Annotated in this window: 12 protein-coding genes; 6 read left to right on the forward strand and 6 right to left on the reverse strand. The window is 71.3% G+C overall.

Annotated features, from left to right (window positions below; genetic code table 11):
- Positions 1 to 66: 66 nt before the first annotated feature.
- The 4 genes from QEZ54_RS05000 to QEZ54_RS05015 all read right to left on the reverse strand — a co-directional run bounded on the left by QEZ54_RS05000 (position 67) and on the right by QEZ54_RS05015 (position 4375).
- Complete coding sequence (locus QEZ54_RS05000; protein ID WP_281303259.1) at positions 67 to 1158, reverse strand: substrate-binding domain-containing protein; 1092 nt, start codon at positions 1156 to 1158, stop codon at positions 67 to 69.
- Between the two features lie 353 nt (positions 1159 to 1511).
- Positions 1512 to 1991, reverse strand: a complete 480-nt coding sequence (gene ybaK, locus QEZ54_RS05005) for a Cys-tRNA(Pro) deacylase (RefSeq protein WP_281303260.1) — start codon at positions 1989 to 1991, stop codon at positions 1512 to 1514.
- Positions 1992 to 2353: 362 nt separating this feature from the next.
- A complete protein-coding gene (locus QEZ54_RS05010; protein ID WP_281303261.1) occupies positions 2354 to 3517 on the reverse strand; it encodes a methyltransferase domain-containing protein in 1164 nt (387 codons plus the stop codon).
- Between the two features lie 3 nt (positions 3518 to 3520).
- A complete protein-coding gene (locus tag QEZ54_RS05015; RefSeq protein ID WP_281303262.1) occupies positions 3521 to 4375 on the reverse strand; it encodes a hypothetical protein in 855 nt (284 codons plus the stop codon).
- A gap of 305 nt (positions 4376 to 4680) precedes the next feature.
- On the opposite strand from QEZ54_RS05015, the gene groES reads away from it, so the two are divergent.
- The 3 genes from groES (at position 4681) to QEZ54_RS05030 (ending at position 8400) form a co-directional block, all read left to right on the forward strand.
- Complete coding sequence (gene groES / locus QEZ54_RS05020; protein ID WP_203692166.1) at positions 4681 to 4995, forward strand: co-chaperone GroES; 315 nt, start codon at positions 4681 to 4683, stop codon at positions 4993 to 4995.
- A 65-nt stretch (positions 4996 to 5060) separates the two neighbouring features.
- Positions 5061 to 6698: a chaperonin GroEL gene (gene groL, locus QEZ54_RS05025; RefSeq protein ID WP_281303263.1), complete on the forward strand. Its 1638-nt coding sequence runs from the start codon at positions 5061 to 5063 to the stop codon at positions 6696 to 6698.
- 208 nt (positions 6699 to 6906) lie between these two features.
- Positions 6907 to 8400: a molybdopterin-dependent oxidoreductase gene (locus QEZ54_RS05030; RefSeq protein WP_281303550.1), complete on the forward strand. Its 1494-nt coding sequence runs from the start codon at positions 6907 to 6909 to the stop codon at positions 8398 to 8400.
- Here QEZ54_RS05030 and QEZ54_RS05035 read toward each other — a convergent pair.
- Positions 8381 to 8752, reverse strand: coding sequence for a WhiB family transcriptional regulator (locus tag QEZ54_RS05035; RefSeq protein ID WP_281303264.1), 372 nt, complete (start codon positions 8750 to 8752; stop codon positions 8381 to 8383). The two genes, QEZ54_RS05030 and QEZ54_RS05035, sit on opposite strands and share 20 nt — an antisense overlap.
- A 201-nt stretch (positions 8753 to 8953) precedes the next feature.
- Here QEZ54_RS05035 and QEZ54_RS05040 point away from each other — a divergent pair, with 201 nt between their 5' ends.
- A complete protein-coding gene (locus QEZ54_RS05040) occupies positions 8954 to 9718 on the forward strand; it encodes a helix-turn-helix transcriptional regulator (RefSeq protein ID WP_281303265.1) in 765 nt (254 codons plus the stop codon).
- Positions 9719 to 9794: 76 nt separating this feature from the next.
- Here QEZ54_RS05040 and QEZ54_RS05045 read toward each other — a convergent pair whose 3' ends face one another.
- Entirely contained in the window at positions 9795 to 10172 is a 378-nt protein-coding gene (locus QEZ54_RS05045; protein ID WP_217395120.1) for a DUF5319 domain-containing protein, read from the reverse strand.
- 274 nt (positions 10173 to 10446) lie between these two features.
- Between QEZ54_RS05045 and QEZ54_RS05050 the strand changes: the two genes are divergently transcribed.
- Positions 10447 to 11598 carry a GuaB3 family IMP dehydrogenase-related protein gene (locus tag QEZ54_RS05050; RefSeq protein WP_281303266.1) on the forward strand — a complete coding sequence of 384 codons (1152 nt, stop codon included), beginning with the start codon at positions 10447 to 10449 and terminating at the stop codon, positions 11596 to 11598.
- Positions 11599 to 11812: 214 nt separating this feature from the next.
- Positions 11813 to 13255, forward strand: coding sequence for a M1 family metallopeptidase (locus QEZ54_RS05055; RefSeq protein ID WP_281303267.1), 1443 nt, complete (start codon positions 11813 to 11815; stop codon positions 13253 to 13255).
- The last annotated feature ends 13 nt before the right edge of the window (positions 13256 to 13268 follow it).

Consider the following 13268-nt stretch of genomic DNA (forward strand, 5'->3'; position numbering starts at 1 on the left):
CCACAGGGACGTGGTCCCCGGACACCGTGGAGGTGGCGTCCGGGGACCACGTCGGCAGCCGGGAGGTCAGCTGATGCCGGCCTCGGTGCACTTGGCCGCGAAGTCGGCGGTGCACAGCTCGTCCTTGGTCACGTAGCCGTCGGTGACGACGTCCTTGACGTTGTTGAAGAAGATCGCCTGGGGCACCAGCAGCACCGACGGGACGTCACGGCCGGACTCGGAGTCCTTGGTGGTCTGGTCGGTGGTCTTGGTCTCGCCCTTGGCCAGCGAGATCGCCAGCGCGGCGGCCGCGTCGGCCTCCTGCTTGACGGCCTTGTAGACGGTCATGCACTGGTCGCCCGCGAGGATGTTCTGCAGACCCTGCACGGTGGCGTCCTGGCCGGTGACCGGGACCTTGCCGTTGACCTTGTTCTTCTTCAGCACGGTGATGGCCGCGTTGCCGAGGCCGTCGTTGGCGGCGAGCACGCCGTTGATCTTGCCGTTCGCCTGCGTGAACTGCTGCTCGAAGATCACGCCAGCCTGCGCGTTGTCCCAGTCCGGCACGGCCTGGTCCGCGGCGAGGGTGTACTCCTTGGCGTCATACTTCGCCTGCAGCACCTCAACGGCGCCGGCCTTGAACAGGGTGGCGTTGTTGTCGGTCGGCGAGCCGTTCAGCTGCGCGATCGCCGGGTTCTTGACGCCCTGCTCGGTCAGGCACTTGACCAGGCCCTCGCCCTGCAGCTTGCCGACGGCCTTGTTGTCGAAGCTGACGTAGTACGACGCGGAGCCGCCCAGGGTCAGGCGGTCGTAGTCGATGGTCGGGATGTTCTGCGCCTTGGCCTTGTCCAGCACGGCCTTGCCGGTGCCCGAGTCCAGGTTGACGATCATCAGCACGGTCGCGCCGTTGGTGATCATCTGGTCGGCGATGGTCTGGAAGTTGGTCTTGTCACCCTGCGCGTTCTGGATGTCGGCCTGAACGCCGGCAGCCTTGAAGGCCGCCTCGAGGTACTTGCGGTCCGCGGTCTCCCAGCGGGCCGAGGACTTGCTGTCGGGCAGGATGACGCCGATCTTCGGCGTCTTGGGGGCGCCGGTGTCGGCGCCCTTGTCCTCGGCACAGGCGGCGAGGCCGGTCACAGCCAGCAGGCCGGACGTGGCCAGAGCCAGGATCCCTTTGCGCATCGTTGCTCAAATCCTCTCGGATTCAGGGGTTGTTACTCGGGGTGTAGGTGGAGCGAGCGACTCTCCGGATCCGGGGTCCGGGGGAGGGTCGCGGCGGCGAATCCAGGGTTCGGTTCGCCCGTATAGGCAGTGCGTGAGGCCGGTCACACGGTTTTTGTTGTGTGCGACAACGTATGGCGAACAAATGCGTTCGCGCAAGCCTCGGGTTTGTTGTTGGCAATAACAATTCAGCAACGTGCCCGTAACCACGGCATCGTCGGGGCTCGTGAAAGCGTCCGGGCAGGACGAATCACCCAGCGTCAGGACAAGTGCGTCCAGATGCCGGGACGGCGGTGGAACGGGTGCGGATCGGGTCAGGAACGGGCGATGGGGGCGAGGACTGCGGCGGTGAGCCGGATCAGGTCGGCGGGGGCCAGCCGGAGCTGAAGACCCCTCTTACCTGCGGAAACATACATCGTGTCGCTGTCCGTCGCCGACTCGTCGATCACCGTCGGCAGGCGCTTGCGCTGCCCGAGCGGGCTGATGCCGCCGCGCACGTACCCGGTGGTCTTCTCGGCCAGATCGCGGTCGGCCATCGCGGCCCGCTTGCCGCCCGCGGCCGCCGCGAGCGCCTTGAGGTCGATCTCGCCGGTGACCGGCACCACGGCCACGGTCAGCACGCCGTCGACCTCGGTCACCAGCGTCTTGAACACCCGCGCCGGATCGGCGCCGAGCGCCTCGGCGACCAGCGCGCCGTAGTTGGGGGAGTCGGCCGACACGTCGTACGTGTGCAGCGTGTGCGCCACCTTCTGCTTGGCGAGCAGCGCCGTCGCCGGAGTCCCCTGACCACCCACGCCCGCCGATGCTACGCCGCGTCCGGCCCGCCTCCACCACCGCGCCCGCGCTCGCCCGCCGCGCCCGCGCCCGCGCTCGCCCGCCGCGCCCGCGCCCGCGCTCGCCCGCCGCGCCGAGCCGAGCCGCTGCTGCAGTTTCGGGGAAAGTGCAGCAATCGACCTCAAGATTCCCGCACCTTCCCCGAAACTGCACCACCGCCCACGTCCGGCGCCCACCGCCCACGTCCGGCGCCGCGGGTAATCGAGCGGCCCGGCGGGTGATCACGCGGCCCGGCGGTTGATCGCGGTGCCGGGGTGGGGATACGCCGTCGATCACGTCCATAAGTTCATGATCAACGTTTCAGGGGGCGTGGGGTGGGGGGTCAGGGGGTGGCCGGGTGGGTTAGGAGGGCGAGGGGGCCGGCGGGGGTGCGGGTGAGGAGGAGGGAGGCGGGGTTGGGGCCGGAGAGGCGCAGGTCGCGGCGGAGTTGCTCGACGTCGAGGGCGGAGCCGCGTTTGAGGATCTCCAGGCGGCCCACCTGGCGGTCGCGCAGGGCGGCGCGCAGGCGCTTCAGGGAGAACGGGATGGCCTCGTCGATCGCGAAGCAGCGGCCGAAGGGGGAGGTCACGGGGCGGTCGGTGTAGACGTAGGCGATGGAGGGGTCGGCTAGGCGGCCGTCGTGGGCGGCGGCGAACTCGGCGACCAGGTGGGCGCGGACTACGGCGCCGTCGGGGTCGGTGACGTACGCGCCGACGCCGCCGACCGGGGCCGTCTCGGTGCCGCTGCCGGTGAGTTCGTGGGCGGTGCCGGCGCGCAGGACGGTGGCGCGGCGCGGCACCCAGGCCAGCGGGCCGCACCAGGCGGCCGCCTCGACCACGTCGCCGTCGACGGAGACCAGCTCCAGCTCGGCGCCGGGCGGCAGCAGCTCCTGGTCGATGCCGGGGGCGAGCTTGAGCACCGTGTGCGGCACCCGCTGCGGCAGCGCCGCCACCCAGTCCCACGGCGGCGAGTAGTCCTCGGGCCGGAACACGCGCCGCCCGCCGCTGCGCCGGGCCGGGTCGCAGAACGCGGCGTCCACCGTGCTCAGGTCGAAGTCGCGGGCGTCGCCGCAGGTCACGTGGGCGTCGGGGGCGTTGAGGGCGGCACAGGCGGCGGTCACCGGGTCGGCGTCGACGCCGTACCCCCGGATGCCCGCGGCCGTCACCGCGCGCAGGTCGGCGCCGAGCCCGCAGCCCAGGTCGGCCAGGGCCCGCACGCCGGCGTCGGCCAGCCGCGCGGCCCGGCGCACCGCGACGACCGCACGGGTGGCCTGCTCCAGCCCGGCCCGGGTGAGGAAGGCGCGGTCGGCGTGGGCGCCGAACTTGAGCGCCGCCTTGCGCCGCAGCGCGACCTGGGTCAGCGCCGCGTTGGCCAGTTCGGCGGGGAAGCCGTGCGCGCGCAGGGCGGTGGCGGCGGCCAGCGAGTCGGTGTCGGCCAGCGCCGCGGCGGCGGCCAGGGCCGCTTCACCCTCGGGGGTACGCAGCGACGCCAGCTGGTCGAGATCCACGCCTCATTCTGGCAGCGGCACCGAGACCACCTGGAACGGTGCCCCGGCGTCGGCGCGGTTGAGTTGCGAGTTCACCAGCAGCAGCCGGTCGCGCGCGTACGCCAGTGTGGTCGGCACGGCGAACACGTCCTCGCGCCAGCGCCGCACCTCCGTCCCCGACCGCCCGTCGGCGGCGATGCACACCTCGGACAGGTAGAACACCACGTCGGCGTGGCTGGTGCCCTCGTTGACCAGGCCGTACAGGGCGTCGCCGAGCAGCAGCATCCCGTCGGGCCCGAACGGCGCGCCGACCTCGATCCGGGTCGCCTCGGCGGTGGTGAGGTCCACGCGCCACAGGCTGTCGTCGCCCTGCGCCCCGACCAGCAGCGCGCTGCCGTCGGGCGTGGCGGTGATCCCGTTGAGGTACGGCAGCTCGCCCGCGCCCTCGACCCGGGCGAACACCTCGAACTCGCCGGTCGCCGCGTCGCTGTCGCCCAGCGTGAGCCGCCACACCACCGGTGTGTGCGAGTCGGTGGCGTACGCGGTGTCGCCGATCACCCATACGTCGTTGAGCAGCGGATTCTCCGACGGCACCGCGCGCTGGGCGACCAGGGCGGCGGTCTGCAGGTCGTAGACGTACAGGCGGCCGGTGGCGCCGCCGCAGACCACCAGGCGCGCCCCGGCGTGCACGGTCAGCCCGAGCACGCGGGTGCGCCCGTCGGTGCCGGCCGGCAGCCATACCTCGGTGTCAGGGCGGTCCAGGCTGCCCCGGTAGATCGTGCCGTCGCGGCTGCTGCCGACGTAGAAGGCGCCGCCGGGGGCGGTGGTGATGCCCTCGGGGAAGACGGCGTCGCCGGGAAGGGTGTATGCGGCGTGCATGTGCCGCACCCTACGTGATCCCGGCGAGCCGCCGCGGCCCCTCGGACGTGCCGCGATGTGGCCGGAATCCCCGCGTTAACGCGCTCGACGGAGTAAGTTGGCCGACGTGGCGACTAGCACTCTCCTTGACTGAGTGCTAGCGGCGACATAATGTTCGAGTTAGCACCCTGGCTGCCAGAGTGCTAACGCACTACCGCCCTGCCGGTGGCGACACCCGCGACGACGCCACCCGTGGGGCGGTGACAACCCAGCAGACAAATACCTGGGTCTCGTGGTGCGAGACCCGGGCTATACCCCAGGAGGGTATGCTCGTGACTACCGCGACGAAGGTTGCGATCAAGCCGCTCGAGGACCGGATCCTGGTCCAGGCGAACGAGGCTGAGACCACCACCGCGTCGGGCCTCGTGATCCCCGACACGGCCAAGGAGAAGCCGCAGGAGGGCACCGTCCTCGCTGTCGGCCCCGGCCGCGTCGACGACAAGGGCAACCGCATCCCGGTCGACGTCAAGGTGGGTGACAAGGTCATCTACTCGAAGTACGGCGGCACCGAGGTCAAGTACGCCGGCGAGGAGTACCTGCTGCTCTCCGCCCGCGACGTCCTCGCGGTCGTCGAGAAGTGATCTCAGCGATGCCCCGGCTCGCCCGCGAGGGTGGCCGGGGCATCGTCACGTTAAGGAGACGATGAATGCCTAAGATCCTCAGCTTCTCTGACGACGCCCGCCACCTGCTGGAGCACGGGGTCAACACGCTCGCCGACGCGGTCAAGGTCACGCTGGGCCCGAAGGGCCGCAACGTGGTGCTGGACAAGAAGTTCGGCGCGCCCACGATCACCAACGACGGTGTCACCATCGCCAAGGAGATCGAGCTCACCAACCCATACGAGAACCTCGGTGCGCAGCTGGTCAAGGAGGTGGCGACCAAGACCAACGACGTCGCCGGCGACGGGACCACCACCGCCACCGTGCTCGCCCAGGCGATGGTGCGCGAGGGCCTGCGCAACGTGACCGCCGGTGCCAACCCGGCCGGGCTCAAGCGCGGCATCGACCAGGCTGTCACCAAGGTCAGTGACGCCCTGCTCGGCAAGGCCGTGGCGATCGCGGACAAGTCCGACATCGCGCACGTCGCCACCATCTCCGCCCAGGACCGCACCATCGGTGAGCTCATCGCCGAGGCGATGGACAAGGTCGGCCGCGACGGTGTCATCACCGTCGAAGAGGGCTCGACCATGACCACCGAGCTCGACGTCACCGAGGGCATGCAGTTCGACAAGGGCTTCATCTCGCCCCACTTCGTCACCGACGCCGAGTCGGGCGAGGCGGTGCTGGACGACCCGTACATCCTGATCACCACCAGCAAGATCTCCTCGATCGAGGAGCTGCTGCCGCTGCTGGAGAAGGTCCTGCAGACCGGCAAGCCGCTGCTGCTGGTGGCCGAGGACGTCGACGGCCAGGCGCTGAGCACCCTGGTGGTCAACTCGATCCGCAAGACCATCAAGGTCGCCGCGGTCAAGGCGCCCGGGTTCGGCGACCGCCGCAAGGCGATGCTGCAGGACCTCGCGGTGCTGACCGGTGGCGAGCTGGTCGCGCCGGAGCTCGGCTACAAGCTCGACGCCGTCGGCATCGAGGTGCTGGGCCAGGCCCGCCGCGTGGTGATCACCAAGGACACCACCACCGTCATCGACGGTGTGGGCAAGCAGAGCGAGGTCGACGCCCGCGTCGGGCAGATCCGCAAGGAGATCGAGGCCTCGGACTCCGACTGGGACAAGGAGAAGCTGGGCGAGCGCCTGGCCAAGCTCTCCGGCGGCATCGCCGTCGTCAAGGTCGGCGCCGCGACCGAGGTCGAGATGAAGGAGCGCAAGCACCGCATCGAGGACGCGATCGCCGCGACCCGCGCCGCCGTCGAGGAGGGCATCGTCCCCGGTGGCGGTGCCGCGCTGGCCCAGATCACCGCGGTGCTCGACGGCGACCTCGGCCTGACCGGCGACGAGAAGACCGGTGTGTCGATCGTGCGCAAGGCGCTGGTCGAGCCGCTGCGCTGGATCGCCCAGAACGCCGGCCACGACGGCTACGTCGTGGTGCAGAAGGTCCAGGGCAGCGACTGGGGCCACGGCCTCGACGCGGCCAAGGGCGAGTACGTCGACCTGGCCAAGTCCGGCATCGTGGACCCGGTCAAGGTCACCCGCAACGCCGCGATCAACGCCGCGTCCATCGCGGGCCTGCTGCTGACCACCGAGTCGCTGGTGGTCGAGAAGCCGGCGAAGGCCGAGCCGGCCGGCAACGGCGGGCACGGGCACTCGCACGGCCCGGGTGGGCACTCGCACTGAGCACGCCCCCTCCGGGGGTAAGGAAGGGCCCCTTCTTATCGCAATGCGATGTAGAAGGGGCCCTTCTTCACGCCCGACGTTCGGCTTGCGGGGCGAGCCGACCGGGGTGCGGCGGCGGGCCGGCGGTAAGTGATCGGTAATGCCTGCGGTCATGGTGAGTCGGCGCGGTGGCGCGCAGACTGGGGGCGTGATTACTCGGGTGCGGGCGATGGCCGCGGGCGTGGTCTCGGCGGCGGTGGCGCTGGGCGTGGCGGAGCTGGTCGCGGTGTTCACCGGGCCGCGGACCTCGCCGCTGATCGCGGTGGGCGGGGCGGTCATCGACGCCACGCCGGAGGCCGTCAAGCACGTCGCGATCCAGCTCTTCGGCGTGTACGACAAGATCGCCCTGCTCACGGGCACCGTGCTCCTGCTGATCGCCTTCGCGGCCGTGGTGGGCCTGCTCGCGCGGCGCGACTTCCGCTGGGGCGTCGCGGGCATCGGCCTGTTCGCCCTCGTCGGTGTGGCCGCCGCGGTGACCCGCCCGAACGCGGGCCCGCTGGCCCTGCTGCCCACAGTGGTCGGGTCCGCCGCCGCGATCGCGGTGCTGCACTGGCTGCTGCGCGCGGCCGAACCGGTCGGCGCGGACGGCTCCGACGCCGACGCCCGCCGGCGCTTCCTGCGGTTCGCGCTGCTCGGCGCGGGTGGCGCGGCGGTCGCCGGCTTCCTTGGCCGGTCGCTGTCGTCGCGCCGCGACGTGCAGGCGGCACGGGAGCAGCTCGCCCTGCCGACACCGGGCAGCCCGGCCCCGGCCCTGCCCGCGACGGTCGATCCGCCCGTGTCCGGGCTGTCGACCTACGTCACCGCCGATGACTCCTTCTACCGGATCGACACCGCGCTGGTCGTGCCGCAGGTGGACCCGGAGTCGTGGCGGCTGCGGATCCACGGGCGGGTGGCCCGGCCGATGGAGCTGACGCTGCGCGAGCTGATGGCCCGCCCGACCGTCGAGCGGTACGTCACGCTGGCCTGCGTCTCCAACGAGGTCGGCGGCGACCTGATCGGCAACGCCCGCTGGCTCGGCGTGCCGGTCAAGGACCTGCTGGAGGAGGCCGGCCCGCTCGACGGCGCGGACCAGGTGGTCAGCCGCTCGGTCGACGGCTGGACCTGCGGCACCCCCACCTCGGTGCTGCGCGACGGCCGCGACGCGATCCTGGCGTTCGCCATGAACGGCGAGCCGCTGCCGGTCGACCACGGCTTCCCGGTCCGCATGGTGGTGCCGGGCCTCTACGGCTACGTCAGCGCCTGCAAGTGGATCACCGAGATGGAGCTCAGCTCGTTCGCCGACTTCGACGCGTACTGGGTGCGCAAGGGCTGGGCGGCGCAGGGGCCGATCAAGACCGAGTCGCGGATCGACGCGCCCAAGGCGTTCGGCACAGTCTCACCCGGCGACACGGTGATCGCCGGGGTGGCCTGGGCGCAGCACCGGGGCGTGTCCGTGGTCGAGGTGCGCGTGGACGAGGGTCCCTGGCAGCCCGCGACGCTGGCCGGAACGGTCGGTCCCGACACCTGGCGGCAGTGGACGATCCCGTGGCAGGCGACGCCCGGCAGTCACACCATCTCGGTGCGGGCAGCCGACGCGACCGGGGCGCTGCAGCCCGAGCAGGGGGCCGATCCGTTCCCCGACGGCGCGCAGGGCTGGCACACGATCAGCGTGCAGGTGCGCTGAGCTCGGGCTCGCGGTCGAGGCGAGCCTCCAGCCGCTTGACGTCGACGCGGGCACCGCAGCGGTCGACGGAGTCACGCCAGCCGATCTGCAGCAGGCGGTGCCGCTCGTGCTCGGTGAAACCGCCCCACACGCCGTACGGCTCGCGGGTGGTGAGGGCGTGCGCGGCGCACTCGGCGCGCACGGGGCAGGAGCCGCAGACCTTCTTCGCGGCGGTCTCGCGGCGCCCTCTAGATGAGCCCCGCTCACCATCAGGGTGGAAGAACTGCAAGCTGTCACGGCCTCTGCACGCTCCGTGGTGCTGCCAATCCCAAACGTCGGCTATCGGACCGGGGAGTCTGTGGAAGTGGGCCATCTGACCTCCTAGGGGATGGGAGGCTTGAGGTCAAGCGAAGAGATTTGGGACAACGTCAGCACGTTACTCCGCGTACGTCCACTTGTCGCCATCGAGTGGATGATCAGGTAGTGCTGGACAGAGTTTTCGACGGAATCCCCGGAAAGTGCGTAATGATCTGGGTGTCTCGTGGTCTTCTTCGCAGGAGAGAGGGGGATCACCGTGCAGACCGTCCTCGTTTGCGTCCGCACCACCACGGCCGCGGCCACGATCGCGACCTGCGCCGAGAGGCTCGGGATAGCCGCGGGGGTGCGTACCGCGACCAGCGCCGTCGAGGCGATAGCGCAGTTGGCCACGTTCCCGGCCGGGATCGTGCTGGCCGACACCGCGCTCACCCGCCCCGACACCGTCGGCTTCACCCGCAAGGTGCTCGCCGCGGTGCCGCACGCGCAGCTGGTGCTGTTCGGTCCGGAGGAACCGGCCGCCGCGCAGGCAGCCATCCGGGCCGGGGCCCGAGGGCTGATCGGCGGCACCGATCCGGACCCGGTCAGCACCGCCGCCAAGGCGCTGCTGCTGGTCAGCAGACCGGCGGCGCGTACCGAAGCGGTGCGGCCCGCCGTCGCCGGAGTGATGGCGGGCGCCGCCAGGCCCGCGGCCCGACCGCTCGCGGCCGGTCCGGGGGTGGCGACCCTCGGACGGCAGGGCGGCACCCCGGCCGCCGCGGTCGTGCCCGCCCAGCGTGGCGACCTGCCCGCCGAGCCGGTGGGCCAGCCGCTGCGCCCCGCCCGCTCGGTCACCCTGACCGAGCGCGAACTGCAGGTCCTGCGGGGTATGGCCGACGGCCAGAGCAACGCCGAGATCGGCCGCGACCTGTTCGTCTCCGAGGACACCGTGAAGACCCACGCCCGCCGGCTGTTCCGCAAGCTGGGCGCGCGCGACCGCGCTCACGCGGTGGCGGCGGGCTTCCGGGCCGGACTGGTGTTCTAGGGACTCCACCCCGCTGCGCTACCCGCCGCCGCCCCGCCTAAACCGGCCGGCGGGTGGATTCCCAGCAGGTGGTCTCTCAGTCCTCGACCATGTCGTCGACCGCGTCGGCGTAGCCGCGCGCGTACTCCCAGGTCACGTAGTGGTCCGGGTCCGGATCGTAGGCGGGCTCGTGCACCCGCGGCCGGCCCGAGTCGAGCAGGTGCCGCAGGTTGCCCCGCAGCAGGTCCCAGTCGAAGTAGTGCGGTTCGCGGCAGTCCTCGCAGTCGACGACGAGCCCCCGGATACCCTTCGGGGACAGCAGCACCTGGTAGACCTCCAGCTCGGCCAGGTCGGCCAGGAGGTCGGCGCGTTCCTGCGTCGAGAGTTCGCCGTACGCGTCACCCTCGGGGTCGTCCAGACCCGCGGTGGGGTCGGCCGGGTCGCCGTGGAACGGATCAATGGGCTCGTCGTGCACCCCTTCACGTTAGTCTCCCGTACGCGGGAGTGGGGGCGCAGACACAGGCCCGCTTCCCGACAGCCCGCACCGGCTGTCCCGGCGCAGGTCAGTGCGGCGGTAGCATGCAGGTCGTCACGTTGCCCCGCGATCGCCCGTTTTCCGGGCGGCGCGCCGGGGAACAGGACGTGCCCGCGAGACTCCAAGGCCGCACCGGTGACGACCGTCCTGCTCGTGCCCGGCGTACCGGCCTCGCGGTAGCGTTTGGTCAACTGGAACCGCGGAGGAGATACCCGTGCGAGACATCGTCGAGATCGGCCTGGGCAAGACCGCGCAGCGCGGCTACCACCTCGATGACATCGCCATCGTGCCCACACGCCGCACCCGGGACGTGGACGACGTGTCCACGAACTGGCAGCTCGACGCGTACCGCTTCGGCATCCCGTGCGTGGCCCACCCGTCCGACGCCACCATGAGCCCCGCCAACGCGGTCGCGCTCGGGCGGCTCGGCGGTCTGGGCATCCTCAACGTCGAGGGCCTGTGGACCCGGTACGAGGACCCGAGCAAGCTGCTGGCCGAGCTCGCGCACGCCGCGCGCGAGGGCGACGACGACAACATGACCGGGCGGCTCCAGGCGCTCTACGCCGCCGAGCCGATCAAGCCGGAGCTGATCGCCGAGCGGGTCCGCGAGATGCGCGACCTGGCCGCGAAGGCCGGCGGCGGCGTCACCGTCGCGGTGCGCGTGTCGCCGCAGCACACCCTCGCGCTGGCCCCGGTCATCCTCGACTCCGGCGTGGACCTGCTGGTCATCCAGGGCACCATCGTCTCGGCCGAGCACGTGTCGACCGTCGACGAGCCGCTGAACCTCAAGGAGTTCATCGCCGACCTGGACCTGCCGGTCATCGTCGGCGGCTGCACCAACTACCAGACCGCGCTGCACCTGATGCGCACCGGCGCGGCCGGGGTCATCGTCGGCATCGGCGCCGACCACCTGTCCACCACGGACACCGTGCTGGGCATCCGGGTGCCGATGGCGACCGCGATCGCCGACGCCGCCGCGGCCCGCCGCGACTACCTCGACGAGACCGGCGGCCGGTACGTGCACCTCATCGCCGACGGCGACCTGCACACCTCCGGCGACGTCGCCAAGGCCCTGGGCTGCGGCGCCGACGCGGTCATGCTCGGCGCGCCGCTGTCGCTGGCCGAGGGGGCGCCCGGCGGCGGCCTGTGGTGGCACCCGTCGGCCAGCCACCCGAAGCTGCCGCGCGGCTCGATCGGCTTCACCGCCGAGCCGATGGGCACGCTGGAGGAGGTGCTGTTCGGGCCCGCCGCCGACCCCGACGGCCTGCTCAACCTGTTCGGCGGCCTCAAGCGCGCGATGGCCAAGTGCGGCTACCGCGACCTGAAGGAGTTCCAGAAGGTCGGCCTGATGCTGGACCGCCCCTGACTGTCACGGGGCTAGCTTCGAGATCGCCGTCGGCGGTCGGAAACCGCGGATCAAGCGCAGTTTCCGACCGCAGGCGGCGATCTTCGCTTCGGCCTCGGCGGCTGGGCGGCGGCCGAGGGCTGGGGCGGTGCCGAGTCGTGACCTTTACGGTGGCAACGCAGGTCGGGGCCAGGAGGTCATAGAGTCTGGGTAAGTCGTGACACTGGGAGGGCCCATGACCAAGCGCGCCGGGATCGCCGCTGCCGCAGGGGCGGCCGTACTGCTCGCCGCGGGCTGCACGGCGACCAAGGAGCCGCTGTTCACGGGCCCGGACGGCGGCTTCCCCGAACCGTCGGCGGCACCGGCGGCGGTGGCCGACCTGGGCAGCGCCGGCGACCCCTACTACCCGGGCTACGGCAACAGCGGCTACGACGTCTCGTCATACGACCTCAAGGTCAAGTACGACCCCGCCACCGACCGCCTCACCGGCGTGGCCACCGTGACCGCCACCGCCACCGAGGCGCTCACCCGCTACCATCTCGACCTGCACGGGCTCACCGTCGACGAGGTCACGGTCGACGGCAAGGCGGCCACCACCGCCCGCAAGCAGGACGAGCTGATCATCTCCGTGCCCGCCGCCATCCCGGCCGGGCAGAAGTTCGTCACCGTGGTCGCCTACGGCGGCGTCCCGACCCCGATCACCGGCCCCGAACTGGGCGCCACCGGGGTCCTGTCCACCAGTGACGGCGCCTTCGTCATCGGCGAGCCCGAGTCGGCCACCACCTGGTATCCGGTCAACGACCACCCGCGCGACAAGGCCACATACACGATCGCGCTGACGGTGCCGAAGGGGCTGTCGGCGCTGAGCAACGGCATCCTGCGCGGCAAGAAGGACGACGCGGGCTGGACGACCTGGAACTGGCAGGTCAACTCGCCGATGGCGTCGTACCTGTCGATGTTCGTGATCGGCAGGTACCGGGTGGTGCAGGGCGAGCACAAGGGCAAGCCGGTGCTGACGGCGGTCTCCAGCAGCATCCCGCGCGGAGACGTCGACACGGCGGTGGCGCAGACCCCGGAGATCATCGACTTCCTGGAGCAGAGTTTCGGGCCGTACCCGTTCGACGCGTACGGCGGCATCGTCATCCACGACGACCGGGTCGGCTACGCCCTGGAGACGCAGACCCGGCCGGTGTACTCGGACGCGTTCTGGAGCCGGGGGCAGAACACCGTCGTGGTCGCGCACGAGCTGGCGCACCAGTGGTTCGGCGACAGCGTCTCGGTCGACACCTGGCGCAACATCTGGCTCAACGAGGGCTTCGCGACGTACGCCCAGTGGATGTGGGGCGAGCACATCGGCCAGACCACGATCCAGGACGAGTTCGACCGGCGGTACGAGGACGAGGGCAACCAGATCTGGCGCGTCGCGCCCGGCGAGCCCGGCAAGGACAACCTGTTCTCCGGCAGCGTCTACCAGCGTGGCGGGATGACCCTGCACGCGCTGCGCGAGCAGGTCGGCGACGAGAAGTTCTTCACCATCCTGAAGACGTGGACCGCGGAGAAGAAGGACGGCAACGTCACCACCGAGCAGTTCATCGCCCTGGCCGAGCGCGTCAGCGGCCAGGACCTCCACGCCCTCTTCGACGCCTGGCTCTTCCAGACCGAGCGCCCGGAGAAGTGACCGCGCCGGGCTG

It is taken from the genome of Catellatospora sp. KI3 (assembly GCF_029948125.1).
Taxonomy (GTDB): Bacteria; Actinomycetota; Actinomycetes; order Mycobacteriales; family Micromonosporaceae; genus Catellatospora.

Excerpts from the sequence above, each read along its gene's own strand:
- QEZ54_RS05015 (WP_281303262.1), bottom strand. The coding sequence starts at position 4,375 with ATGCACGCCGCATACACCCTTCCCGGCGACGCCGTCTTCCCCGAGGGC.
- QEZ54_RS05030 (WP_281303550.1), top strand. The coding sequence starts at position 6,907 with ATGGCCGCGGGCGTGGTCTCGGCGGCGGTGGCGCTGGGCGTGGCGGAG.
- QEZ54_RS05055 (WP_281303267.1), top strand. The coding sequence starts at position 11,813 with ATGACCAAGCGCGCCGGGATCGCCGCTGCCGCAGGGGCGGCCGTACTG.
- groL (WP_281303263.1), top strand. The coding sequence starts at position 5,061 with ATGCCTAAGATCCTCAGCTTCTCTGACGACGCCCGCCACCTGCTGGAG.
- QEZ54_RS05035 (WP_281303264.1), bottom strand. The coding sequence starts at position 8,752 with ATGGCCCACTTCCACAGACTCCCCGGTCCGATAGCCGACGTTTGGGAT.
- groES (WP_203692166.1), top strand. The coding sequence starts at position 4,681 with ATGCTCGTGACTACCGCGACGAAGGTTGCGATCAAGCCGCTCGAGGAC.
- QEZ54_RS05000 (WP_281303259.1), bottom strand. The coding sequence starts at position 1,158 with ATGCGCAAAGGGATCCTGGCTCTGGCCACGTCCGGCCTGCTGGCTGTG.